19 protein-coding genes are annotated in these 26,032 nt (G+C 59.8%); 8 read left to right on the forward strand and 11 right to left on the reverse strand.

Annotation, left to right across the window (positions count from 1 at the left end; genetic code table 11):
• Positions 1-6 precede the first annotated feature (6 nt).
• The 5 genes from ACK6BI_RS23805 to ACK6BI_RS23825 all read right to left on the reverse strand — a co-directional run bounded on the left by ACK6BI_RS23805 (position 7) and on the right by ACK6BI_RS23825 (position 5,269).
• On the reverse strand, positions 7-1,317 hold the full coding sequence (locus tag ACK6BI_RS23805; RefSeq protein ID WP_409318984.1) for an ABC transporter substrate-binding protein: 1,311 nt from the start codon (positions 1,315-1,317) through the stop codon (positions 7-9).
• Between the two features lie 227 nt (positions 1,318-1,544).
• Positions 1,545-2,450 (reverse strand): AraC family transcriptional regulator, encoded by a 906-nt coding sequence (locus ACK6BI_RS23810; RefSeq protein WP_409318985.1) that lies wholly within the window; start codon positions 2,448-2,450, stop codon positions 1,545-1,547.
• A 76-nt stretch (positions 2,451-2,526) separates the two neighbouring features.
• On the reverse strand, positions 2,527-3,369 hold the full coding sequence (locus tag ACK6BI_RS23815; protein ID WP_409318986.1) for a phospholipase: 843 nt from the start codon (positions 3,367-3,369) through the stop codon (positions 2,527-2,529).
• A gap of 151 nt (positions 3,370-3,520) precedes the next feature.
• A complete protein-coding gene (locus ACK6BI_RS23820) occupies positions 3,521-4,810 on the reverse strand; it encodes a glycosyltransferase (protein ID WP_409318987.1) in 1,290 nt (429 codons plus the stop codon).
• A 93-nt stretch (positions 4,811-4,903) separates the two neighbouring features.
• Positions 4,904-5,269, reverse strand: coding sequence for a response regulator (locus tag ACK6BI_RS23825; RefSeq protein ID WP_409318988.1), 366 nt, complete (start codon positions 5,267-5,269; stop codon positions 4,904-4,906).
• A 266-nt stretch (positions 5,270-5,535) separates the two neighbouring features.
• Between ACK6BI_RS23825 and ACK6BI_RS23830 the strand changes: the two genes are divergently transcribed.
• The 5 genes from ACK6BI_RS23830 to ACK6BI_RS23850 are packed head-to-tail and all read left to right on the forward strand — an operon-like array spanning position 5,536 to position 12,074.
• Positions 5,536-9,021: a response regulator gene (locus tag ACK6BI_RS23830; protein WP_409318989.1), complete on the forward strand. Its 3,486-nt coding sequence runs from the start codon at positions 5,536-5,538 to the stop codon at positions 9,019-9,021.
• Positions 9,021-9,854: a CheR family methyltransferase gene (locus tag ACK6BI_RS23835; protein WP_409318990.1), complete on the forward strand. Its 834-nt coding sequence runs from the start codon at positions 9,021-9,023 to the stop codon at positions 9,852-9,854. Before ACK6BI_RS23830 ends, ACK6BI_RS23835 begins: the two co-directional genes overlap by 1 nt.
• A complete protein-coding gene (locus ACK6BI_RS23840; RefSeq protein ID WP_409318991.1) occupies positions 9,851-10,444 on the forward strand; it encodes a chemotaxis protein CheB in 594 nt (197 codons plus the stop codon). Before ACK6BI_RS23835 ends, ACK6BI_RS23840 begins: the two co-directional genes overlap by 4 nt.
• Complete coding sequence (locus ACK6BI_RS23845; RefSeq protein WP_409318992.1) at positions 10,438-11,652, forward strand: ATP-binding protein; 1,215 nt, start codon at positions 10,438-10,440, stop codon at positions 11,650-11,652. The genes ACK6BI_RS23840 and ACK6BI_RS23845 overlap by 7 nt, the downstream gene beginning before the upstream one ends.
• Before the next feature lie 44 nt (positions 11,653-11,696).
• Positions 11,697-12,074, forward strand: a complete 378-nt coding sequence (locus tag ACK6BI_RS23850; protein ID WP_007954537.1) for a response regulator — start codon at positions 11,697-11,699, stop codon at positions 12,072-12,074.
• Between the two features lie 13 nt (positions 12,075-12,087).
• Here ACK6BI_RS23850 and ACK6BI_RS23855 read toward each other — a convergent pair whose 3' ends face one another.
• From ACK6BI_RS23855 to ACK6BI_RS23865, 3 genes are all read right to left on the reverse strand, one after another.
• Positions 12,088-13,758, reverse strand: a complete 1,671-nt coding sequence (locus tag ACK6BI_RS23855; protein ID WP_409318993.1) for an ATP-binding protein — start codon at positions 13,756-13,758, stop codon at positions 12,088-12,090.
• Entirely contained in the window at positions 13,755-15,257 is a 1,503-nt protein-coding gene (locus tag ACK6BI_RS23860; protein WP_409318994.1) for an ATPase domain-containing protein, read from the reverse strand. The genes ACK6BI_RS23855 and ACK6BI_RS23860 overlap by 4 nt, the downstream gene beginning before the upstream one ends.
• A gap of 137 nt (positions 15,258-15,394) precedes the next feature.
• Positions 15,395-16,450, reverse strand: coding sequence for a tetratricopeptide repeat protein (locus ACK6BI_RS23865; RefSeq protein WP_409318995.1), 1,056 nt, complete (start codon positions 16,448-16,450; stop codon positions 15,395-15,397).
• A 189-nt stretch (positions 16,451-16,639) separates the two neighbouring features.
• On the opposite strand from ACK6BI_RS23865, the gene ACK6BI_RS23870 reads away from it, so the two are divergent.
• From ACK6BI_RS23870 to ACK6BI_RS23880, 3 genes are read left to right on the forward strand one after another with little or no spacing between them, the layout of a single operon-like run.
• Entirely contained in the window at positions 16,640-18,775 is a 2,136-nt protein-coding gene (locus ACK6BI_RS23870) for an FUSC family protein (protein WP_409318996.1), read from the forward strand.
• A complete protein-coding gene (locus tag ACK6BI_RS23875) occupies positions 18,765-18,965 on the forward strand; it encodes a DUF1656 domain-containing protein (RefSeq protein WP_065257899.1) in 201 nt (66 codons plus the stop codon). Before ACK6BI_RS23870 ends, ACK6BI_RS23875 begins: the two co-directional genes overlap by 11 nt.
• A 4-nt stretch (positions 18,966-18,969) precedes the next feature.
• Complete coding sequence (locus ACK6BI_RS23880; RefSeq protein WP_409318997.1) at positions 18,970-19,950, forward strand: biotin/lipoyl-binding protein; 981 nt, start codon at positions 18,970-18,972, stop codon at positions 19,948-19,950.
• 58 nt (positions 19,951-20,008) lie between these two features.
• On the opposite strand, the gene ACK6BI_RS23885 is transcribed toward ACK6BI_RS23880, so the two are convergent.
• Genes ACK6BI_RS23885 through mexE form a run of 3 tightly spaced genes read right to left on the reverse strand, consistent with a single transcriptional unit; the run spans position 20,009 to position 25,887 of the window.
• Positions 20,009-21,430: an efflux transporter outer membrane subunit gene (locus ACK6BI_RS23885; protein WP_409318998.1), complete on the reverse strand. Its 1,422-nt coding sequence runs from the start codon at positions 21,428-21,430 to the stop codon at positions 20,009-20,011.
• Complete coding sequence (locus ACK6BI_RS23890; RefSeq protein ID WP_065257896.1) at positions 21,427-24,618, reverse strand: efflux RND transporter permease subunit; 3,192 nt, start codon at positions 24,616-24,618, stop codon at positions 21,427-21,429. The genes ACK6BI_RS23885 and ACK6BI_RS23890 overlap by 4 nt, the downstream gene beginning before the upstream one ends.
• Before the next feature lie 15 nt (positions 24,619-24,633).
• Positions 24,634-25,887, reverse strand: coding sequence for a multidrug efflux RND transporter periplasmic adaptor subunit MexE (mexE, locus tag ACK6BI_RS23895; RefSeq protein WP_409318999.1), 1,254 nt, complete (start codon positions 25,885-25,887; stop codon positions 24,634-24,636).
• Between the last annotated feature and the right edge of the window lie 145 nt (positions 25,888-26,032).

A 26,032-nucleotide genomic window follows, 5' to 3' on the forward strand; every position in this document is an offset into this window, starting at 1 on the left:
GAGCGGTTACTTCGGATAACCCGCGCGCTTCATCTCGCGTTCGGTGGTTTGCTGGGCAGCGGTCAGCGCCTGGTCGACCGTGGTCTGGCCGATCAGCGCGGCCGAGAACAGTTTGCCGACCTGGGTGCCGATGCCCTGGAACTCGGGAATGGTCACCAGTTGAATGCCGATGTAAGGCACGGGTTTGAGGGTCGGCTTGCTCGGGTCAGCCGCTTTGAGCGATTCCAGCGTGACCTTGGCGAAAGGCGCGGCACTCATGTAAGCGTCGCTGTAGGTCGAGGCGCGGGTGCCCGGTGGTACGTTGGCGATGCCGTCGGTCTTGGCGACCAGTTCGCCGTACTCTTTGGAGGTGGCCCACGCGCTGAACGTTTTGGCAGCGTCCTTGGCTTTGGAACTGGTGGGAATCGCCAGTGCCCACGAGTACAGCCAGGCCGAGCCTTTGTCGGTGACCTGATGCGGCGCATAGGTGAAGCCGACATGATCGGCGACCTTGCTTTGGGTCTTGTCGGTGACGAACGAGCCGGCAACGCTGGCATCGACCCATATCGCGCATTTGCCGCTGTTGAACAGCGCGAGGTTTTCGTTGAAACCGTTGCTGGATGCGCCGGGTGGGCCGGACTTCTTCATGGTGTCGACGTAGAAGTTCAGCGCGTTTTTCCATTCCGGGCCGCTGAATTCCGGTTTCCACTGCTCATCGAACCAGCGCGCGCCATAGGCGTTGGCCACGGTCGTGATCAACGCCATGTTCTCGCCCCAGCCGGCCTTGCCGCGCAGGCAGATGCCGTATTGTTCCTTGTCCTTGTTGGTCAGCTTTTCGGCGAAGCCTGCGATCTGCTCCCAGGTCGGACGCTCGGGCATGGTCAGGCCGGCGTCCTTGAACAGGTCGGTGCGGTAATAGGTGATCGAGCTTTCGGCGTAGAACGGCAGGGCATACAGCGAACCCTTGACCGACAGGCCTTCACGCACCGACGGGAACACATCATCGAGGGCGTAACTGGCTGGCAGGTCCTTCATTGGCTCAAGCCAGCCCTTGGCGCCCCAGAGTGCGGCTTCGTACATGCCGATGGTCAACACGTCGAACTGGCCGCCCTGGGTGGCAATGTCGGTGGTCAGGCGCTGGCGCAGGACGTTTTCTTCCAGCACGACCCAATTCAGCTTGATGTCCGGGTGCTCGGTCTCGAAGGTTTTCGAGAGCTTTTGCATGCGGATCATGTCGCTGTTGTTGACGGTGGCGATGGTCAGGGTCTGGGCGCCAAGGCTGACGCTGCTGAGGGTCATGCAGGTGAGGGCCAGCAGAGCTTTTGCAGTGGGTTGCATCGTGCACTCCTTTTCTGCACCCGGCGGGGGACAGAAGGACAGTTATTGTTTTTGTGTTCTTCCGGCGGGGGAAGAATGTGCACTGATTACAGCCTTCTGACGCAGGACTGACAAATCATCCCTAGCACTTGAATCGATACTTTTTTGCACTCGGGATTGAGGCGGTCAGCACAGGGAAGGGCATTTCAGGAGGGCGAGGGTAATGAAACCGTACAGGTTTTCGGCATTCAGCCGTGGTTTTGCTCCGTCAGACGCTGCACCACCAGACGCCGGTAGTGTGAGGGTGTCATGCCTTTGAGCTGCTGAAAGCGTCGATTGAAATTGGAGATATTGTTGAAGCCCGACTCGAAGCACACCTCGGTCACCGGTTTGTCACCGTCCGCCAGCAGCTCGCAGGATTTGCTGATGCGCAGACGATTGACGAACTCGATGAAGTTGCGTCCCGTCGCCTGTTTGAACACACGACTGAAGTAGGTCGGCTTCATGCCCAGATGCTCGGCGACTTCCTCCAGCGGCAGTTCGCGGGCGTAGTGGGCGAAGATGTAATCCACTGCGCGGTTGGTGCGGTCGATGTTGTGTTCATCGGCCAGTTGCGGGGTGGTCACGCCTGACAGCAGTTGGTAGTCGTCAGTGGCGGCGAGCAGCTCCATCAAAATGAAAAAGTGCCCCAGACGGGTGATACCCCGGGTGTCGGCAATCTTCTGCATCAGATTTGTGGCCTGGCGGATCGTGCGCGGACAACGGAACTCAATGCCGTACTGGGCACGCTCCAGCAATGGCGCCAGGGTTTTCAGCTCGGCAAACACTTGATGGCCGCTTTCGAACAGCTCATCGGTGAAGTTGACCAGCATGTCGCGTTTTTCGACCACTTCGTCTTCGGCCACCTGGCTGATCCAGTTGTGCGGCAGGTTGGGGCCGGTCAGAAACAGCGTCTGCGGGTGGAAATTGCCGATGTAGTCGCCGATGAACACCTTGCCCGAGCTGGCGACAATCAAATGCAACTCGTATTCCTTGTGAAAGTGCCAGCGCACCAGCGGGCAGGGGAAACCGTGCTGGCGGTAGATGATGGACAACCCGTTGTGGTCATCCATCAGTTCGTAAGAGGGGTCGGTCACGCGGGCTGTGCGGGTCATGGCTGGGCACTTTTTTGTTATCGCCCGGCGATCATGCCTCTTTGCAGGCGGGTTGCGCCAGCCTGCAGGCGGGCCATCAAGTGCGTTGTCGGGCTTTCATCAAACTGGCTATCCGGCAGAACTCCACCAGGTCCGACTCTTCCATGAAGTCGACGTTGATGATGTTGCACTTCAATGCCCAGTCACTTTTGTCCAGGTCGAACCACTCGTTCAACTCGTCGTGTATGTCGACGGGGCCGCCAAGGGCGGTGTAACTGGTGGCGGACAATGACCAGGGACGCCAGGTCCCCGGCGGGTTCTGCAAGACACTGCCAATGTACTGTCTCAATTCATCCGGACTGGTAATGCCATTGCCGGACCACCGATGGCTGATCGATTCGTGAAATACCGTGTGATCCAGTTGCCAATGGGATCTTGCGGCCGCGAACACACGTTGTTGTGTGTGAAGTCGCTTGAGTTCTCGAAGACTCAAAGACAAGTTTCGGCGAGGCACAAGGCGGTGACCCAGAAAGTGCATCATCATTTTATTGAAGTAGTCGTAGTCGAAGTCGTCACCGTCGAGACTGTGGAAGTCCAATACAATGAATTCGTCCGGGTTGTTGTCCAGGAACTTATTGACGTCGTTGAACAGTCGCCCAAGGGTTCGAGAGTTTCGGTGGCCGTTATGATGCATGACGAACCTGTCCGGGCCTTCTGCCTGGGCGTCATGGGTCAGGCGGATGTCGAGCGCTCTGGAGCCAAGGTTCAACTGGGTGATGAAAGTATCGTGCTGACACGCCAGCCAGTGGCGCGGCGGGCCGAAAAACGGATACGAGGCGCGCCAGTCACTGCCGGCGTTATGGGTCCCCGGCAAGGTCAGTTCGGAAATCGACAATACATCAATGGCGGGTGTAGAACCCATCCAGTTATTGGTACTCATGTGTGCATCCTGCGTAAGTTTCGATTAGTGCGCTGTGCCTGTAAAACATGCAGGCAGCGCGGGCAGAATGTTTATAAGGTACGGTGGCTGAATTGACGATGCCGGGATTGATGCAAGTTGTTGGTTATTGTTTTTTCAGGTTTCAAGAAAGTTATTTGTGCTGGTTCTTGGCTTCAATCCATTGGGCCATGTATTGCGTGCTCTTATGAGCGTGGTGACGCAACATGCTGCCGATAAAGTTGTCACGTCTTAGTTGAACAATAGTGTCGCGACATTCTTGCAACTTGTTGATCAATGCCGGTCCATGGACGGACTGCGGGTAAACTTCGCTGAGCAGCGCCTGCCCCTGAGACCGGGCTGTCTGCCAGCGGGCCTCGTCGCGATACAACTCGACGGCGGCATTGGCCAGATCCTGCGCCGTACGACAAATGGCGCCCGGCCAGGGCTGATCGGTGTGCATGCCTTCAGCGCCGATCGGCGTGGTGACACTCGGCGTTCCGCAGAGCATGGCATCGATCAGTTTGCCCTTGATTCCCGCGCCGAAGCGCAAGGGCGCCAGGCACACGCGCGCATCAGACATGACCTGCAATGCATCCTCGGCCCAATTCATGATGTGAAAACCCTGCGCGGCATTGTGCAGCGCCGCAGCCTTGGGCGGCGTGTAGGCGCCGTAGATGTGCAGTTGCGCTTTCGGGAGCTGTTCGCGGATCAGCGGCCAGACGGTCGACTTCAACCATAGAACCGCGTCCCAGTTGGGGGCATGGCGGAAGTTACCAATACTGAGAAAGTGCGCGCGATCTGCAAAGGCTTTCGCCGGTGTGGCCGGTGGTTCGACCATTAACGGACACCAGTGCAGTAAATGGCGTGGCAAGTTGAACTGCTGCACCAGCAGCTCGATTTCTACCTGTGAAATCATCAGGTTCAGATCGCAGCGGTAGAGCGCGGCTATCTCGCGTTTGGCCAGATCGGTGTCTGCCATCCGCTCGAATTCTTCGCGCAGTGCAGGTGCGAACAACGCATGGAAGTCATTCGCGTCATCGCTGGCCTTCAGCCGATCCTTCAAGCGTTGATGACGAGCGTGCCGTAAACTCTGCAGGTCCGATGTTTCCAGTACACGCAGAGCATCGGGACAGTGTTTTTCCACGCGCCAGCCGAATTGCTCTTCAATCATGAACTGGTCGAACAGCACGATATCCGGCGCCAGTTCGCTGACGAAAACATCGAAACTGCTGTTGTTCAACTCGATCGGAACCGTGCGAATGCCCAGTTCGGCAAGATCGGCGGGATGTTCGCCAACGCCCGCAGGGCTGGCAAACGTAATATCCCAGCCCTGTTGCAGGAAGGTCTCGAGAATCTGCATCACGTGCCCGCTCGCCGCGGACGAACGGGGCTCCGGCCAGACGTAACCAATGACGAGGACTTTGGTTGCGGGCTGACTCATGAAAAGGTGTTTCCTGAAGAGCGAAAGAGAAGGGAAAAAAGCGCGCGGATTAAAACATATCCCGAGAGTGAATCCGCGCTGAAGATCGATGTATCAGTGTTGATTCAGTACGCTTTTCACCTTGTCGCGCAATTGATCGATCGAGAACGGTTTGCCGATTACATGCATATCCGCCGGCACTTCGATGGTCTCGGCATAGCCGCTGGCGAACAGAATCGGCAGGGCCGGACGCACGTTGCGCGCTTCGCTGGCCAGTTGACGACCATCCATGATCGGCAACCCGACGTCGGTCATCATCAGATCGATGTGCTGATTCACATCCTGGATGATCGACAGAGCCTGTTCGCTGCCATCAGCTTCCAGCACCTTGAAGTCCAGTTCCTCCAGCACGTCGACGATCAGCATGCGCACAATGGTGTCGTCTTCTACTACAAGGATGGTGGGTGTGGCGGTGGACATAGTGGCGGCTCTCAAGAAGGGGGGGGGGCGATGGCGCCGGTCGAAGGATTTTGCCGGGCTCTTGCATGAGTAAGTGGCGCATGGCCACAAGTTCCCGAATGGATACAAAAAAGAACAGCGCCAGACGGGCACGCAGGATAACCGTTGGCTGGCGATTCGGTGCAGGCAAATGTGGGAAAACAGTGCTAACACTGTGAGAAAAATGGATCCATGCCGCCATTTTGGGGCAAACTCTCTGGTTTTCGACAGTTCGACAAGGCTGCCACATGTCCACTCCGTCTTCGGTTGATGAGCAACGCTTTCGCAAACTCCTGAGCCGTAACGTCAGTCTGCCTTTGGGCGTCGGCGTCGTCAGTGCCGTATTTTTTGTTTCATTGATCACTTATCTGTTGTCGACAATCCAGTGGGTGGAGCACACCGACCGGGTGATCAATAACGCCAACGAAGCGGTAAAACTCACGGTCGACCTGGAAACCGGCATGCGCGGTTTCCTGCTCAGTGGTGACGAGCATTTCCTCGATCCCTATGAAACCGCCAAACCGCGTATTGCCGTGGCTCTCAACACCTTGCTGGAACTGACGGCCGACAACCCGGTTCAGACCGACCGCCTGCGTCGCCTGCAGGCACTGCAGACCGAGTGGGCGACCTACGCGCAATCGATGATCGACCTGCAGCGCGCCAGCGGTGATTACAAGGGTGCGGTCAAGGCCGGTCGCGGCAAGCGCCTGACCGATGAAATCCGCAAGCAATTCGAAGACGTGATCGACACCGAGCAGACGTTACGCACCACTCGTAATGAGGATGTGCGCCGTACGACGATCTGGAGCATCAGCCTGTACCTGTTGTTCATTGCCGGCATCAGCGGTTTGCTGGCCTATATCGGCCGTCGCGATCTGCTCAGTCTTTCCAGCAGCTATGGCGCCAATCTGGCTGCGCAGCAGGCCAGCGCCGAGCGCCTGGAGCAGCAGGCCTGGTTACGCACCGGCCAGACTGAGTTGGCCGAGCAGGTGCTGGGGCAACTGACGCTCAATCTGTTGGGCCGCAATATCCTGCAATTCTGCGCGCAATACCTGGGCACTGCCGTCGCGGCGTTGTACGTGCGCGAAGAACATGGTGGCCTGAAGCGTGTGGCGACTTACGGTTTCTCCCGTGAGCAGGAACAGCAGGAACAATCCCTCTATAGCGACGAAGGTATCGTTGGCCAGGCGGCGCAGCAGGCGCGGCTGATTCGTCTCGATTCGGTGCCGGCCGATTACTTCAAGGTCAGCTCCGGTCTGGGTGAAGGCCTGCCGCACAGTGTGCTGGTGGTGCCGACCAGCGATGACGACCGGGTCAATGGTGTGATCGAACTGGGCTTCCTGCGTCCGCTGACCGAGCGCGATGTGGCGCTGCTCGAATTAATTGCCGGCAACATCGGCACGTCCATCGAGGCGGCGCGTTATCGCCAGCGTCTGCAGGAAGTGCTGGCCGAAACCCAGCAGTTGAACGAAGAGTTGCAGGTACAGCAGGAAGAGCTGAAAACCGCCAACGAAGAGCTGGAGGAACAGTCGCGGATTCTCAAGGAGTCCCAGGCGCATCTGGAAACCCAGCAAGTGGAGCTGGAACAGACCAACGAGCAACTGGCTGAACAGGCGCTGACCCTGGCTGAGCAACGCGATGCCATGGACCGCAAGAACACTGAGCTCAATCAGGCTCAGGTGCAATTGGAAGAGCGTGCCGAAGAGCTTCAGCGTTCGAGCAAATACAAGTCCGAATTCCTGGCCAACATGTCTCACGAACTGCGCACGCCGCTGAACAGTTCGCTGATCCTGGCCAAGTTGCTGGCGGAAAACCCACAGGAAAATCTCAGCGCCGAACAGGTGAAGTTCGCCGAGTCGATCTACTCCGCCGGCAACGATCTGCTCAACCTGATCAACGACATTCTTGATATTTCCAAGGTCGAAGCCGGCAAACTGGAAGTGGTTCCGGAAAGCACCAGCGTGGCGCGTCTGGCCGACAGTCTGCGCAGCGTGTTCGAACCGTTGGCGGCAGACAAGCAACTGGCGTTTGAGGTTGAGTTGCAGCCGGATGCGCCGGTGACGCTGTTCACCGACCGTCAGCGTCTGGAGCAGGTGATCAAGAATCTGCTGTCCAACGCCGTGAAATTCACCGAACACGGCAAAGTCAGCCTGACCATCGCCGGCCAGCCGGACGAGCGCATTGCCTTTATCGTGCGTGATTCGGGGATCGGCATCGCGGCAGATCAGCAGGAAAGCATTTTCGAAGCTTTCCGTCAGGCCGATGGCACCACCAACCGCAAGTACGGCGGTACCGGTCTGGGGCTGTCGATTTCCCGGGATCTGGCGATGTTGCTGGGCGGTTCGATCAGCGTCAGCAGCGCGCCGGGGCAGGGCAGTGTGTTTACCCTGGTAATGCCGCAGCACTACAGCGAAGGGGCCGAAAAGGCGCTCGCACCGCTGACGCTGGCACCGCCGGCGCCGGTGGCCGCACCGAATCTGGAGGTCTCGCCGCTGGCGACCGTCGATATCCCACGTTTCAACGACGACCGTAACAAGGCGCCATTCGATACCCGCTGCATTCTGGTGGTGGAAGACGAGCCGAACTTCGCCCATATCCTCTACGACCTGGCCCACGAACTGGGCTATCAGTGCCTGGTGGCCCACGGCGCGGATGAAGGTTACGACCTGGCGAAAGAGTTCGTGCCGGATGCGATTCTGCTAGACATGCGCCTGCCGGACCACTCCGGCCTGACCGTCCTGCAACGTCTGAAAGAACACGCCGAAACCCGACACATTCCGGTGCACGTGATTTCCGTGGAAGACCGCGTCGAGGCGGCCATGCACATGGGTGCCATCGGTTACGCGGTCAAACCGACCACCCGCGAAGAGCTCAAGGACGTGTTCGCGCGTCTTGAAGCCAAACTGACCCAGAAGGTCAAACGCGTGCTGCTGGTTGAAGACGATGACCTGCAGCGGGAAAGCATCGCCCGGCTGATCGGCGACGACGACATCGAAATCACCGCTGTCGGCCTGGCCCAGGACGCACTGGAGCTTTTGCGCACGACGATCTTCGATTGCATGGTCATCGACCTGAAGCTGCCGGACATGCTTGGCAACGATCTGCTCAAGCGCATGTCCACCGAAGACATCTGCTCGTTTCCTCCGGTGATCGTCTACACCGGGCGCAACATGACGCGCGATGAAGAGGCCGAACTGCGCAAGTATTCGCGCTCGATCATCATCAAGGGGGCGCGCTCGCCGGAGCGTCTGCTGGACGAAGTCACACTCTTTCTGCACAAAGTCGAATCGCAGTTGTCCCATGAGCGGCAGAAGATGCTCAAGACCGCCCGCAGTCGCGACAAGGTCTTCGAGGGCCGTAAAGTGCTGCTGGTGGACGACGATGTACGCAACATCTTTGCGCTGACCAGCGCGCTGGAAACCAAGGGGGCAGTCGTGGTGATCGGCCGGAACGGCCGTGAAGCGATTGAAAGACTGAATGAAGTCGAGGACATCGATCTGGTGCTGATGGACGTGATGATGCCGGAAATGGATGGTTTTGAAGCCACCCTGGAAATCCGCAAGGATCCGCGCTGGCGCAAGCTGCCGATCATCGCGGTGACGGCCAAGGCCATGAAAGACGATCAGGAGCGCTGCCTGCAGGCCGGTGCCAATGATTATCTGGCCAAGCCCATTGACCTGGATCGCCTGTTCTCGCTGATTCGCGTGTGGTTGCCGAAGATGGAACGCATTTAGTGGAACGCAGTCATTCGACAGAACGAAACAGCGAAATCGAATTGCGCTTGCTGATCGAGGCGATCTACCTCAAGTACAGCTATGACTTTCGTGACTACTCCGGCGCTTCGATCAAGCGCCGGGTGCAGCATGCGTTGAGTCAGTTCGAATGCGCGACCATTTCGGCACTGCAGGAAAAAGTCCTGCATGACCCAACCGCCTTCATGCAATTGCTGCAATTGCTGACGATTCCGGTCAGCGAGATGTTCCGCGATCCGTCGCATTTTCTGGCCATCCGGCAGGAAGTGGTGCCGCTGCTCAAGACCTATCCGTCGATCAAGATCTGGATCGCCGGGTGCAGCACCGGCGAGGAGGTCTATTCGATGGCGATCCTGCTGCGCGAAGAGGGTCTGCTCGATCGCACGATCATCTACGCCACCGACATCAATCCGCGTTCGCTGGACAAGGCCAAGCAGGGGATTTTCTCTATGGAGAACGTGCGCGCCTACACCGCCAATTACCAGCAGGCCGGCGGTCAGCGCTCGTTTGCCGACTACTACACGGCTGCGTACGGTTACGCGATTTTCGACAAGAGCCTGTGCGAGAACGTGACTTTCGCCGACCACAGCCTGGCGACGGATAGCGTATTCTCCGAAACTCAATTAATTTCATGTCGTAACGTGTTGATTTATTTCAATAAAAAACTTCAGGATCGAGCGTTCGGATTGTTTCATGAATCGCTTTGCCACCGAGGTTTCCTGGTGCTGGGCAGCAAGGAGACGCTGGATTTCTCCGGCTATTCCAACAAGTTCGATCCCCTGGTGAAACAAGAACGGATCTACCGCAAATCATGAACAGTGCAACGGATCTGCCCAGGGTCGAGGCGATTGTGGTCGGAGCTTCGGCCGGTGGTGTCGAAGCCTTGATGACGATGCTCGGTGCACTTCGGGCGGGCTTCGTTCTGCCGATCATTATTGTGCTGCACCTGCCGGAAGAACGACGCAGTCAGCTGGCCGAGGTGTTTGCCCGGCGGTTGGCGCTGCCAGTCACTGAGGCCCTGGACAAGCAGGACATCAAGCCCGGCACTGTGTATTTCGCTGCACCCGGTTACCACTTGTCGGTGGAGCAGGACCGCAGCCTGTCGCTGAGTCTGGAAGACCGTCTGCATCATTCACGGCCGTCGATCGATTTTCTGTTCGAGTCCGCCGCCGATGTCTACGGCCCTGCGCTGGCTGCCGTGTTGCTGACCGGGGCCAATCACGACGGTGCGCAAGGCCTGGCGCAGGTCAAGCGCCACGGCGGGCTGACCATCGTTCAGGATCCTCAAGACGCTCTGGTGGCAACCATGCCCGAGGCTGCACTGAAGATTCACCAACCGGACCACATACTTCCCATCCACGGCATCGGCCATCTGCTTGTCGAGCTGGAACGAATCGCATGCTGAGTAATATCCAGGCAAAACTGCTGATCGTCGACGATCTGCCCGAGAACCTGCTGGCGCTCGAGGCACTGATCAAACGAGAAGATCGCACCGTCTACAAAGCGCTGTCGGCGGACGAGGCGCTGTCGCTGCTGCTGCAACATGAGTTCGCCATGGCCATCCTCGATGTCCAGATGCCCGGCATGAACGGTTTCGAGCTGGCCGAGCTGATGCGCGGCACCGAGAAAACCAAGAACATCCCGATCATCTTCGTCAGCGCCGCCGGTCGTGAGCTGAACTACGCGTTCAAGGGTTATGAAAGCGGGGCGGTGGACTTCTTGCACAAGCCGCTCGATATCCATGCGGTGAAGAGCAAGGTCAATGTCTTTGTCGACCTCTATCGCCACAGCAAGGCGATGAAACAACAGGTGGAAGCACTGGAGCAGAGTCGCCGCGAACAGGAGGCATTGCTTCAACAGTTGCAGAGCACCCAGGGCGAACTGGAGCAGGCGGTGCGCATGCGGGACGATTTCATGTCGATCGTCGCCCATGAAGTGCGCACGCCGCTCAACGGCCTTATTCTCGAGACCCAGTTGCGCAAAATGCATTTGGCCCGCGATAACGCCGCCGCGTTCACCCTCGACAAGATGCACGCCATGGTCGACCGCGACGAGCGGCAGATCAAAAGCCTGATCCGTCTGATCGAGGACATGCTCGACGTGTCGCGTATCCGCACCGGCAAACTGTCGATCCGCCCGAGCCGGTTCGATCTTGTGCAACTGGTGGACAATCTGCTGCAAAACTTCGCCCAGCAGATCGAAGCGGCCGAAACCGAAGTCAGCTTCACTGCGGATGGCCCGGTAGAAGGGCACTGGGACGAGTTTCGTATCGAGCAGGTGGTCACGAATCTGCTGACCAACGCCCTGCGTTATGGCGGCAAGAGTCCGATCCAGGTCCGGGTTTATCGTGAAGGCAATGAAGCCCGGGTGGAAGTTGCGGATCGGGGCATCGGCATCAGCGAAGAGAACCAGAAACGCATTTTTCAACAGTTCGAACGGGTCTCCGCCAAGACGGTGGTCGCCGGTCTCGGGCTGGGTCTGTTCATTTCCGAGCAGATCGTCGCCGCCCATGGCGGCTCCATCGTCGTCGAAAGCAAGATCAACGAAGGCGCCCTGTTTCGCGTTTGTCTGCCGCTCCAGGAAAACGGCGAAACAAACGCAACCTCTGAGTGACCACACGGTCGTATCAGCAGCTATTGACCGAACAAAGGCTTCCCATGAGCGTAGATGCACAAGATGTAGTACTCGTCGTCGAGGACGAACCGGTGATCCTGATGGTGCTGACAGACTATCTGTCGGGGCAGGGCTATCGCGTATTGCAGGCCGAAAACGGCGAGCAGGCGTTCGAGATTCTGGCGAGCAAGCCGCATCTGGACATGTTGATCACCGATTTTCGTTTACCGGGCGGGATTTCCGGCGTGCAGATTGCCGAACCTGCCGTCAAATTGCGTCCTGACCTGAAGGTGATCTTCATCAGCGGCTATCCGCAGGAAATCCGCGAGACCGGCAGCCCGATCACACGTCGGGCGCCAATTCTGGAGAAACCGTTCGACCTGGACGTGTTGCAGGAGAAGATTCAGGAATTGCTGGCCTGAGGCGTCAAACGCCTCAGTTCTTGATCATTTCCCGCACCTTCGACGTCAACAGATCGAAGGTGAACGGCTTGGTGATCATCTGCATGCCAGGGTCGAGAAACCCGCCGCGAACCGCGGCGTGCTCGGCGTAGCCGGTGATGAACAGCACTTTCAATTCAGGCCGGTATTGCCGGCCGATTTCCGCCAGTTGCCGACCGTTCATGCCTGGCAGGCCGACATCGCTGATCAGCAGGTCGATGCGTTGGGCGGAATCGAGGATAGGCACGGCGCCGTCGGCGTCGCTGGCTTCGACAAATCCATAACCCAACTCGCTCAATACGGCGCTGACCAGTACACGCACGGCCGGGTCGTCTTCGACGATCAGCACGGTTTCGCCTTCCTGCGCTTCGGGCATCTGTTCCGTATCTACAGGCGTGTGGGGCAGGGATTCACCCTCGAAGCGCGGCAGATAGAGTCTGACCGTCGTGCCCCGGTCGATTTCGCTGTCGATCGAAACGTGGCCGCCGGACTGCTTGCTGAAACCGTAGATCATCGACAGGCCCAGCCCTGTGCCCTGACCGATGGGCTTGGTAGTGAAAAACGGATCGAACGCGCGATTGATGACGCTCTCCGGCATGCCGCAACCGTCGTCGCTCACGCTGAGCACCACATAATCGCCAGGCTTCAAATTGCTGTAGGCGTCGGTGAATTCGCTGTCCAGCACCTGATTGCCCGTTTCAACCACCAGACTGCCGCCATCGGGCATCGCATCACGGGCGTTGATCACCAGGTTGAGCAGGGCGCTTTCCAGTTGATTGGGATCCGCCTCGGCCACCCATAATTGATCGTGCAGGCGCATGTCCAGCTGGATGCTCTCGTTGAGGCTGCGTTGCAACAGCTCACCCATCGATTGCACCAGATCATTCATCTGCACCGCCTTGGAATCCAGCGACTGCCGGCGGGAGAATGCCAGCAGGCGGTGCGTCAGGCCGGCGGCGCGGTTGGCGGAAGTCACACCCAGATCGATCAGACTGTCCAGGTCTTCCAGACGCCCGCGAGCCAGGCGCCGGCGCAACAGTTCAAGGCTGCCGATGATGCCGGTCAGCATGTTGTTGAAGTCGTGGGCGATCCCGCCCGTAAGCTGGCCGACCGCTTCCATTTTCTGCGACTGACGCAGGGCTTCTTCGTTGTGCCGCAGTTGCGCGGTGCGTTCTTCGACCTGTTGTTCAAGGGTTTCCAGGGTCGATTGCAGGCGCAGTTCACTCTTGCTCAGGTCGATCAGGCGGTCGCGAGCCTCATACTGTCGTCGTCGCCCGCGCAATGCGGTGGAAACGAGGCTGATCAACGTCGCAGGATGGAAGGGACGCTCCAGAAATGTCACGTTGCCGAGCAGTTCACTGAGCTGCGAGGAAGGGCTTCGATCGGATCCGCCATGATGGGTCAGCAAAACGATCGGCATGTCCGACCACGCCGGCTGCTGCTCCAGATACAGCAACAATCCTTCCAGACCTGCGTCACGAAGCGCTTCGGTTGCGATCAGCAGCAGACCCGCTCCGGCTTCGAGTTCGTGGCAGAGTTCGGTGAAGTCGCGGGTAATCGTGCCGCCGTAGCCGGCCTCGTTGAGAATCCTCAGCGCGATCTGACTGTCCCGACCCTGTGGCGTCAGGATCAATGTCCGTTCGGTCAGCGGCATTGCAAGGGTCACAAGTCGGCATCCTTGAGCAACGGTTTGCTTTCGCCGAGGTAGGTCGGCACACCCCGCAATACGCCCTGGAAGGCGTCCAGAGGCTCACCGATGGTCAGCCCTTCGGCGGAAATACGGTATTCGCGAATGGTGGATTCGTGGCTGCCGGTGCGCTTCTTGATGATTGAAATGGCCCGACGGACCTTGCCCAGGGCTTCGAAGTAGCGCAGCAGGATGACCGTGTCGGCCAGATAGGTGATGTCCACGGGCGCCTGCATCTCTCCGACCACGCCGTGCTGGGCCACCGTGATGAACGTGGCGGCGCCCTGACGGTTCAGATACAGCAACAGTTCGTGCATATGCAGAACGAGCGCGTTCTCTTTCGGCATGGCAGCCTGATAACCATTGAGGCTGTCGATAATGACGGTCTTGATCTCGCCTTCGTCAACGCAACGTCGCACGCGATGGGAGAACTCGCCGGGGGACAGTTCCGCGGCGTCCACCTGTTCAATCAGCAGATTGCCGGTGGCCTGCAGGGCATTGAGATCGATGCCCATGCCCTTCATGCGTTTGAACAGCAGACCCTGTTCTTCATCGAAAATGAACAGCGCCGCTTTCTCTCCACGGGCCACCGCCGCCGTTGCATAGACCATGGCCACCAGTGACTTGCCGGTACCAGCCGGGCCGAGGATCAAGGTGCTGGAGCCCGCTTCGACACCGCCTCCCAGCAGATCGTCCATCTCGCTGATGCCGCTGCTCATCGATTTTCGCGAGTAGTCGGTTTTGTGTTCAGCCGCCACCAGGCGCGGAAAAACGTGTACGCCATCGCTCAGAATGGTGAAGTCATGAAAGCCGCCACGATATTTCTGGCCACGGTATTTGACCACGCGTGCGCGCCGACGCTCCGCCCCATAGTTGGGGGTCAGCTCTTCCAAGCGAATCACGCCGTGGGCGACGCTGTGAACGGTTTTGTCGAGGGACTCGGCGGTCAGGTCGTCCAGCAGCAGAACGGTGGCGTCGTAGCGGACGAAATAGTGTTTGATCGCCAGAATCTTTCGACGGTAGCGAAGCGAGCTTTGCGCCAGCAGACGGATTTCCGAAAGGCTGTCGAGCACCACGCGAGTAGGCTTGAAACGTTCGACCACTTCGAAAATCTGCCGGGTGGCTTCGCCCAGCTCCAGGTCGGAGGAGTACAGCAGGCTTTGTTGATGCTCGGCATTGAGCAGGTTTTCCGACGGTGTCAGCTCGAAGATTTCGATATTTTCGTCCAGCGTCCAGCCGTGGGAGGCCGCGCCCTGGCGCAACTCCCGCTCGGTTTCCGACAGCGTGATGTACAACGAGCGTTCACCGGCACGGGCGCCGGCCAGCAGAAAGTGCAACGCAATCGTGGTCTTGCCGGTCCCGGGCTCGCCCTCCAACAGAAAAACATGACCACGAGACAAGCCCCCGGCCAGGATATCGTCCAGTCCTTCGATGCCGGTGGCGGCCTTGGCATTGATCAACTCGTTCGATGTAGTCAAGAAATGCCCTCTCATAAACAGGGAAACGAGGCAGCTGCGGTGCATACCGTTCAGGGCTGCCTGATTAACTTGACCTTTTGACGGGGTGACGGTTCCGATTTTATTGCCAGAGGTGTCCCGAGGCTGTCAATTATCGCTCACAGACCCTGTTGCAGGGCCGGGTCGTCCGGGTTCATCTGTTCGAGCTGGGCCAGCAGAATCTGCACATTCTGCAACTGGCCGCTTTCCTTCCAGTAATTGATCAACAGGACCCGGGCCTTGCGGTCGGCGGGGTGGCGCTGGACGATCTCCTGCAATTGTTTCTGCGCGGCCTCCAGTTCCTCGGCGCTGTGCAGTGTGGTGGCGAGGTCGTAGCGATAATCCTTGTTGTCGGGCTCCAGCTCCACGGCCTTGGACAGGCCGAGCAGGGCGAACTCGCGTTGATCGTGATGCAGCAGCCACAAGCCCAGAGCATGTTGCAGATAGGCGGAGTCGGGCTGGGCCTTCAGTTGCCTGGCCAGCAGTTGGCGGGCGGCATCGCTCTGGCCTTGGCGGTCGAGTACCTCGATTTGCATCACCAGCGCCGGCAGGTTACCGGGGTCCAGGCGCAAGGTCCGATCGAGATCCTCCTGTGCCTGTTTGAGCTCGGCGTTGTGCAGATGCAGGCGCGCCAGCTGGACGAAGTTGTCGGCGCTTTCCGGCTGACTTTGCAGGGCCAGCTCCCAACCGTCGATGCCTTGTTGCAACGGCGCGAAATACAGCCCCAGTTGATCCGGCGACAGGCCAAGCAGCGCATTGATCGCCGCAAATCGCACGGCCTGATCCTCATCGTCCAGCAACGGGCCCAGCAGAAGGCTGCGTTGCCCGCCTGGCACCAGACCGGTCACGCTCCTGATCGCCGCCATTCGCACTTCGGGTGACGGGTTCTGCAGATCGGAATCGGCCAGCTTCAGAGCCTGAGGACTCGGGTAATTGGACAGTTCGGCATGCAGCCAGACACGCCGTTTGACGGTCAGGTCGGGGCGTCCCAGTTGCTGATACAACATCCTGGCGGCTCCCGGATGCCCGGAGCGGGCAGCGGAGAGCGCTTCGCTGTAACCATGCCTGATCGCTTCCGGCACCACCGGAGCGGTGCTGCGCAGGGACAGCCAGGCAATCACGAGGATGACCACGAGGCCAAGACTGATGAGCAAGTAGCGGCGGGACTGAGGCATGCAGGTATCCGAAGCATTCCATTGACGCAGAGACCAAGCTTCGGTCAGGCGACGCCGCGAGTCAAACGCCGTGCCCGATACGGCTCATCGCGCCTGTTGAATCGGCCTACAGGATTTGTCGGCTGCCGTAACCCTCCAGCGCTCGAAGCAGTGACTACGCTTGGTGGACTCCTTTCGATGAGCGTGTCCATGCAAGCCCTGTTCAGTTACTTCAAGGCAGTGATCCATCCAGGTCAGGCGGTATTGCTTTTCGCCCTGCGCACCATCGCGGCCGGGCTGCTGACGTTGTACCTGGCGTTTCTGTTCGATCTGGACCAGCCCAAGTGGTCGATCATGGCGGTGGTCATCATCAGCCAGCCACTGGCCGGGATGGCACTGGCGCGCAGTTTCGGCCAGGTCCTCGGCACCACCCTCGGCGCAGCGGTCGCCGTATTGATCATGGCGATCTTTCCCCAGGCGCCGTTGCCCTTCATTGCGACCCTGGCGCTGTGGCTGGCTCTTTGCACCGCCGGTGGCACCCTGTTGCGCTACACCAGTTCTCAGGCCTTCGTGCTGAGCGGCTATACCGCCGTGGTGGTGGCGCTGCTGGCGATACCGGATCAGGACGGCACCTTTCTGCTGGCGGTCACGCGGGTAACGGAAACGCTGCTGGCGGTGGCCTGCGTGTGTATCGTCAGCTTGCTCACGGCCCGGCCGGAGGCGGTTTCCCGCAACTATTTCGCGAAAGTCGATCAGGTGATCAAACTGGTCGCCACCCATGCCGCTGCGGTAATCCGTACGGAAGAAAGCGAGGCTGAGTTCCAGCGCCGGCAAATGCTGCTGCTCGGCGAAATCAGCGCCCTCGAAGGGCTGAGGCGACATTTGTATTTCGATGCACCGCGCCTGCGCAGCGCCAACAATCTGGTATTGCTGCTTGGCAACCAACTGATGTTGTTGACCTCGCGCCTGACCGCGCTGCGTCATCAACGTCAATTGTTGACCGAGCGCTGGGAAGGTGACCTGCCACTCGAGGTTCAGCGCTTGCGCGCCGATGAGCTGGCATTTCTCGACGAACTGGCCCGCCACGGGCGTTCATTGCCGGAAGTGACGCGGCATAGGCTGGTCATTCTGCAACAGCAGTTCGAGCAGCTGGCCTACAGGGCCGAACAACTGACGGAGGACATGAGTGCGACGCTGCGTTCCCTCGCATGGGCGCTGCGTTGGGAGCAGGCGCGGCTGCTGCAACAGATCGAACAGATCCTTGAGCTGAGCGAAGCGATACAGGACGGGCGGGAGGCCAGTTGCATGTTCCGTGGCCAGTCCAGCCCTTTGTACCTGGATTTCACTCTGGCGACCATGAACGCGATTCGCGCCTTCAGCGCCTTGCTGATCGCCGGGCTGATCTGGATCGAAACCGCCTGGGATGGTGCACGTGGCGGAATGATTCTGGTCGGGATCCTGTGTTCGCTGATGGCGACGTTTCCGCGCCCCTTGATCGCGGCACAGAGTTACGCCCGGGGGCTGGGCCTGGCACTGGTGGTTTCGGCGTTGTATCAGTTCATGCTGGTGCCGGCGGTCAGCGACTTCGAATGGCTGGCCTTGCTGCTTGCGCCGTTGCTGTATGTGATTGCGGTCGGGCTGTCCAGTCCGGCTAACGCGGGCATCGGGATGGGGTTGGGACTGTCGAGTTTCCTGATGCTGGGCCCCCAGAATGTCGGCACAGGCCAGAACACGGCCATTCAATGGTTCGAGTTTGCCGGCGCCTACGTCAGCGCGGCGATGCTGGCCCTGATCGTGTATGCGTGGATTTTTCCGTTCCGTCCGGTGTTGCGGATACGCCGGCTCTACAACGAAGCGCGAGAGCAGGTGTATCAATTGACCAGGCTGCCTGCCACGGACGAACAGCAATTCGCGTTTGAAAGCCGCATGGTCGATCGCCTGACGACGATGCTGGGCCTGTTGCCGGCCGCGAACGATCCGGACATGCAGCGACGTTATGAAATCAGCCTTGCCTGTGTGGCACTCGGTGTCGCCATTCACCAGCTCAGGCAGCAAATGCAGACCAATACCTTATTGTCGGATGCCTTCAGCCGGCAATTGATGGCAGCCCTGCGCCAGACCGGGCGCTTCGTCGCCGGTCGGCCGGACGCCGAGTTGAAGCCCCTGCTGATGACACTGCATGGACTGGGCGACGAGCTGGATGATCTGCATGTCGCGAGCCATGAACACCTGTGGTCCGTTTTTCGTATGCGTGTGGCGTTACTGATCGTCGTGTCGTTTCTTGAGCGCCATGGCGAGTACATGCAGCACCACGTCCCTGAAGGAGTACCCGGCCTTGCCCATTGATTTCGAGATTGGCGGCGTCTACCTGCCGCCCATTGCCCAGGCGTTGATTCTGGCCGTCCCGATCTTTCTGTTGCTGGACTGGGTATTGCGCCGTCTCGGCGTGTTGCGTCTGGTCTGGCATGAAGCGCTGTTCGAAGGCGCTCTGTACGCCTGTGTGTGTGCCACATTGATTTTGCTGATGGGAGCCTGAGGCCTTGAAGACATTGCTCACCCGATTGACGACATTGGCGGTGGTGCTGTTGGCCATCGTGCTCGGCTGGTTCGCCTGGGAGCATTACACCCGGGCACCCTGGACCCGGGATGCGCGGGTGAGGGCGGACGTGGTGACACTCTCGGCGGACGTTTCCGGGCGCATTGTCAGTCTGGCCGTGCAAGACAACCAGCACGTTGAAAAAGGGCAACTGCTGCTGGAAATCGACCCGGCCCGCTACAGCCTGGCCGTCGAGCATGCCAAACGCTCGGTCGAGGTGGCCAGGGCCACACTGGGGCAGTCCCGGGCGTCCATCGTGGCCAGCGAAGCCTTGCTCAAGCAGCGCGAGAGCGAGGAACGGCGCAGGCGCACGCTCAAGCAGGGGTTTGCGATTTCAGGGGAGGAGTGGGAAAAGTCCAGCACCGACGTCGCCGTGGCCCAGGCTGACCTGCTGCGCAATCAGGCCAATCTGGGGCTGGCCGAAGCCAACGTGCAACTGGCTGTTGCAGCACTGACCCAGGCAGAGCTGGACTTGCAGCGTACCCGGGTCGAATCGCCGGTCAGCGGCTACGTCACCAACCTGTTGACCCGGCAGGGCGACTACGCGGTGGCCGGCGGTGCATTGCTGGCACTGGTGGACAGCGACTCGTTCTACGTCAGCGGCTATTTCGAGGAGACCAAGTTGCCGCGGATCGAGGAGGGCGACAGGGTACGGATCGAGTTGATGAGCGGAGAGAAGTTCGGCGGTACCGTGCAAAGCATCGCCTTCGCCATCGCCGATCGGGAAAACGCGCCGGGCAGCCGGCTGCTGGCCAACATCAACCCCAGCTACACCTGGGTGAAACTGGCGCAACGGGTGCCGGTGCGGATCGGCATCGACCCTGACTATGGGGGCAAGGACCGTCTACGGGCGGGCACGACTGCCACGGTGACCGTTCTGGAAAACCACGACAGACAGGCACAAAAAAGCCCCGCGACCGAATGATACGCGGGGCAAAAAATTGGTTGGTTGCGGCCAACCAAAGGAGCTCTTTTAAAACCTGTTACTTGCTGGCGACGGTTTCCGGCTGCCAGCCGCCACCGAGGGCCTTGTAGATCGCCACGATGCCGCGATACAGATCGACTTCGGCCTGGGCCTGGCTGTCTTCGGCGTTCAAACGTTCACGCTGGGCGTCGAGCAACACCAGGAAATCGGTGGTGCCTTCGCGATAGCGGATCTCAGCCAGATCGGCGGCCTTGCGGCTCGATTCACTCTGACGAATCAGCGAGATCAAACGTTGCTGGCGTTTGCCGTAGTCGCTGAAAGCGTTCTCGGATTCCTCCAGCGCCAACAGCACTTGTTGCTCGTAGGTCGCCAGCGCGCCCTCGGCATCGGCGTCGGCACCGCGCAGGCGGGCCCGCACGCTGCCAAGGTCGAACGCTGCCCAGGTGATGCTCGGGCCCAGAGCCCAGGCATTGGCCGCCGAGGAACCGATCTGCGAACCGCGCCCGGCGGTCCAGCCGAGGAAACCGCTGAGACTGACCCGTGGGAACAGGTCGGCCTTGGCCACACCGATACGCGCCGTGGCGGAAGCCAGTTTGCGTTCGGCGCTGAGGATGTCCGGACGACGTTGCAGCAGCTCACCCGGATCACCGATCGGCAACGCCTTGGCAATGGCGGGCAAGTCCTTCGGGCTCAGGTCGACGGTCAGCTTGTCGGGACGCTCGCCCAGCAGGGTCGCGATGCGGTTTTTCTGCCGGACCTGCTCGGCCTGCAATTGCGGCACGCTGGCTTCGACCGAGGCCAGACGGGCATCGGCGCGTTCGACATCGAGCTGATCGCCAACACCGGCGTCACGCAGGCTGATAGTGATCTTGCGCGATTCCTGCTGGTTTTCCAGGTTTGCCACGGCGATCTTTTCCCGCAGCTGGGCGCCGCGCAGCTGACCGTAAGCGTCCACCAGTTCGGCAATCATGGTGACTTGCAACTGGTACAGATCGGCTTCGGCAGCCTGCTGATCAGCTTCGCTGGCTTCCAGGTTGCGCTGGATACGACCAAACAGGTCGACTTCCCAGGCCATGTCCAGACCCAGGTCATATCGTTCGCTGTTGACCCGTTGGGTGGTCTGACCGGGGATCTGTCCCTTGCCCAGATTGCTGCTGGCGCGGCTGGTGATGGTCGGCATTGCATCGTTGCTGACATCGTCGCGGATGGCCCGGGCTGCTTTCCAGCGAGCGAAGGCCACGCGCAACTGACGGTTGCCCTGCAGCGACTGGGTCACCAACTGGTTGAGGGTCGGATCGTCGAATTGTTGCCACCAGATGCCTTCGAACTTCGAACGGTCAAAGTTCTTCTGGCCGGCGGCACCGTCGGAGGCGGCGGTGATATTGGCTGCCTCCGTGGCCGGGGTCTTGTAGTCGGGGCCGACGGCGCAGGCACTCAGGGCCAGCACCAGCAGACTCGGCAGGAAGACTTTCAGACTCATGGGTGCGCCTCCAGTGGCTTTTGAAGATTGTTCGCCTTGGCCGCTTTGCGAGCTTCGCTGCGCTCCACGAAGTTGCGGATCAGGACGTAGAACACCGGCGTCAGCAACAGACCGAAGAAGGTCACCCCCAGCATCCCGGAGAACACCGCCACGCCCATGGCATGACGCATCTCGGCACCGGCACCACTGGAGAGCACCAGCGGCACGACACCCATGATGAAGGCCACCGAGGTCATCAGGATCGGCCGCAGACGCAGACGGCAGGCTTCCAGTACCGCAGCCAGCGGGCTGAGACCTTCCTGTTGTTTATCCTTGGCGAACTCGACGATCAGGATCGCGTTCTTGCACGCCAGGCCCACCAATACGATCAGGCCGATCTGGGTAAAGATGTTGTTGTCACCGCCCGATGCAATCACACCGGTAATGGCCGACAGCAGCGTCATCGGTACGATCAGGATCACCGCAAGCGGCAGACTCCAGCTTTCGTACTGCGCGGCGAGTACCAGGAACGCCAGCAATACGCAGAGCGGGAACACGAACAGTGCAGTGTTGCCGGCCAGGATCTGCTGGTAGGTCAGGTCGGTCCACTCGTAGGTCATGCCGTTCGGAAGTTCATCCTTGAGCAGTTTCTCGATGGCCGCCTGAGCCTGACCGGAGCTGTAGCCCGGAGCCGCCGCACCGTTGATTTCCGCCGTGATGAAACCGTTGTAATGCATCACACGATCCGGGCCCGAGGTGTCACTGACCTTGATGAAGGTCGCCAGCGGGATCATTTCGCCCTTGTTGTTGCGCACTTTCAATTGACCGATCTGGTCGGATTCGAGCCGGAACTGCTGTTCGGCCTGAACGTTGACCTGATAGGTGCGTCCGAAGCGGTTGAAATCGTTGGCATACAGCGAACCCAGGTAAATCTGCAGGGTGTCGAAGATGTCGCTGACGGCCACGCCGTGGGTCTTGGCCTTTTCCCGGTCGATGGCGGCATCGATCTGCGGCACGTTCACGGTGTAGCTGGTGAACAGGTTGGCCAGTTCCGGAACATTGTGGCTCTTGGTAATGATGTTCATGGTTTCCTTGTACAGCTCCTCGTAGCCCAGGTTGCCCCGGTCTTCGATTTGCAGGCGGAAACCACCGATGGTGCCCAGACCTTGTACCGGCGGTGGCGGGAAGATCGCCATGTAGGCTTCCTGGATCCCGGCGTACTGGCCGTTCAAGGCACCGGCAATTGCACCGGCGGACATGCTCGGGTCTTTACGCTCGTCGAACGGTTTCAGCGTCACGAACACGATGCCGGCGTTCGGACTGTTGGTGAAGCCGTTGATCGACAGGCCCGGGAAGGCCACGGCACTTTCCACGCCTGGCTGTTTCAGGGCCAGGTCGGACATGCGCTTGATCACATCTTCGGTGCGGTCCAGGCTCGCGGCGTCCGGCAGTTGCGCGAAGGCCACCAGGTATTGCTTGTCCTGACCGGGTACGAAACCGGTTGGCGTGCTGGAGAAACCAAAGAAAGTCAGCACCATCAAACCTGCGTACAGCAACAGGGCGATGCCGCTGCTGCGGATGACCCGGCGCACGGTACCCACGTAACCATGGCTGGCCTTTTCGAAGAAGCGGTTGAAAGGACGGAACAGCCAGCCCCCCAGCAACTTGTCCAGAACCCGGGAGAACCGGTCCTTCGGCGCGTCGTGGCCCTTGAGCAGTACCGCGGCCAGAGCCGGCGACAGGGTCAGCGAGTTGAAGGCCGAGATCACCGTCGAAATCGCGATGGTCAGGGCGAACTGCTTGTAGAACTGGCCGGTCAGGCCGGAAATGAATGCCGCAGGCACGAACACGGCGCACAGCACCAGTGCCGTGGCGATGATCGGGCCGGTCACCTCACCCATGGCGCGCTGGGTGGCTTCGAACGGTTTGAGCCCCAGTTCGATGTTTCGCTCGACGTTCTCCACCACCACGATGGCGTCGTCCACCACGATACCGATCGCCAGTACCAGGCCGAACAAGGACAGGGCGTTGAGCGAGAAGCCGAACAGGTGCATCACTGCAAACGTACCGATCAGCGATACCGGCACCGCCACCAACGGAATGATCGAGGCGCGCCAGGTCTGCAGGAACAGGATCACCACCAGAACCACGAGGATCAGTGCTTCGAACAGGGTGTGAACCACCGCTTCGATGGAGCCGCGCACGAAGATCGTCGGGTCATAGACGATGCTGTAGTCCATGCCCTGCGGGAAGTTCTTTTTCAGCTCTTCCATCTTGCCGCGAACTTCGTTGGAAATTTCGATGGCATTGGAGCCCGGGCGCTGGAAGATCGGGATCGCCACGGCCGGCTGATTGTTCAGCAGCGAGCGCAGGGCGTATTGGCTGGACCCCAGCTCGACACGGGCGATGTCCTTCAGACGAGTGATCTCACCGTTATCGCCTGCGCGAATGATGATGTTCTCGAACTCTTCCTCGGACACCAGGCGGCCCTGGGTGTTGATCGACAGTTGAAAGCTCTGGGCATTCGGCGCGGGAGGTGCGCCGAGCTGACCGGCCGCCACCTGACGGTTCTGTTCGCGAATGGCCGTCACCACATCCGTGGCGGTCAGGTTGCGCGAAGCGGTCTTGTTCGGGTCGAGCCAGACCCGCAGCGAGTAGTCGCCCATGCCGAACAGCTGCACGTCACCGACACCACCCAGGCGAGCCAGCTCGTCCTTGATGTTGAGGATCGCGTAGTTGGACAGATACAGCATGTCGTAGCGCTTGTCCGGCGAGGTCAAGTGCACAACCATGGTCAGGTCGGGCGATGCCTTGTCGACGGTGATACCAATACGCGTCACTTCCTCGGGAAGCTTTGGTTCGGTACGGGTTACACGGTTCTGAACCTGCACCTGCGCGTTATCCAGGTCGGTGCCCAGGGCGAAGGTGATGGTCAGGGTGATCTTGCCGTCGGCCGTGGACTGCGAGGACATGTACAGCATGTTCTCGACGCCGGTGATGGCCTGTTCCAGTGGAGCGGCCACGGTTTCACCGATGACTTTGGGGTTGGCGCCCGGGAAGTTGGCACGCACCACCACGGTTGGCGGCACGACTTCCGGGTATTCGCTGATCGGCAACTGGAACAGCGAGATGGCGCCGGCGATCAGGATCAGCAGCGAAAGCACCGCTGCGAAGATCGGCCGTGAAATGAAGAATCGGGAAAAATTCATCGGAGTTGTCGTCCCTTAACCGCGTGGGGCCGTAGCAGCCAGTTTCACAACCGAACCCTGGGCGCCTTTGGCAGGTGCGACTTTGGGCAGGTTGCTGGCTTCCAGCGCTTGTCGTTGTTGAGCCAGTGCAGCAAGGGTCTGTTCGCTGGCCATCGGAATCACTTCAGGCGATACCGGAGAGCCTGGGCGAACCCGTTGCAGCCCCTTGACGATGATCGTGTCGTCCTTGTTCAGGCCGCTGCGCACGATGCGCAGGCCTTCGATCTTCGGCCCGAGTTCCACCGGGCGGTAGGCGGTTTTATTGTCGCCATCCATCACCAGTACGAATTTCTTGCCGAGGTCGGTACCGACCGCTTCGTCATTGATCAGCATGGCGTTGTAGGTGCCGCTGCCCACCAGTTTCAGACGCGCATAGAGACCCGGGGTGTAGGTGCCATCGCTGTTGTCGAACACGGCGCGACCACGGATGGTGCCGGTCTTGGGGTTGACCTGGTTGTCGACGAAGTTCATCTGGCCCAGGTGCGGGTTGCCGTCTTCGTTGGACAGGCCCATGTACACCGGTGTGGTCGCACCGCGCTGACCCTGACGGGCGAGTTGGGTGTATTTGAGGAACACACGTTCATCGGCGTCGAAGTAGGCGTAGACCTTGTCGGTGGAAACCACGCTGGTCAGTGGAGTGGTGTCGGCAGTCACCAGGTTGCCGGCGGTGATCTCCGCACGGCTGACGCGACCGCTGATCGGTGCGGTCACGCGGGTGAAGCTCAGATTCAGTTTGGCCAGGTCCAGTTGGGCTTGCAGTGCACCCACGGCGGCGCGGGCTTCTTGTGCAGCGCTGGTGCGCGAGTCAGCCAGTTCGGCGGAGATGGCGTTGCTGGCGCGCAGACGTTCGCCACGGCCGGCTTCGTTTTCGCTGCGGGTGGCATTGGCGCGGGCCTGGGCAACCAGGGCTTCAAGGCGGCGAACCTCGGCCTGGAACGGACGCGGGTCGATCTGGAACAGCAAGTCGCCTTTTTTGACCAGTGCACCTTCGGTGAAGGCCACTTCGTCGATCTGGCCGGAGACCCGCGGACGGATTTCAACGGTTTCCGGCGCCTCGAGGCGCCCGGTGAATTCGTCCCACTCGTTGACCGGCTGTTCCAGCACCTTGGCCACGCTGACTTTCGCAGCAGGCATGGTGGCGGCGGTCTCCGGGGCTTTGCCGCATGCGCTCATCACCATCACGGCCAACAAAGCCAACGGGAAGCGCAAATGTTTGAGTGATTGTTCCATGGATGCATCCGCCAATGTATTGAAGATGGGCGGATGATGCTCGGCGGGTAGATAGCAAACGAATCGAATGACACGAAGGTAACTATCATTCGGAATGATATAAGACCGAGCGAAGCCCTCTAGCATGCGTCTTTCGTTAGGAGGC

The sequence above is a fragment of the Pseudomonas sp. KCJK9016 genome (assembly GCF_046231795.1).
In the GTDB taxonomy this organism is placed as follows: Bacteria; Pseudomonadota; Gammaproteobacteria; order Pseudomonadales; family Pseudomonadaceae; genus Aquipseudomonas; species Aquipseudomonas bananamidigenes.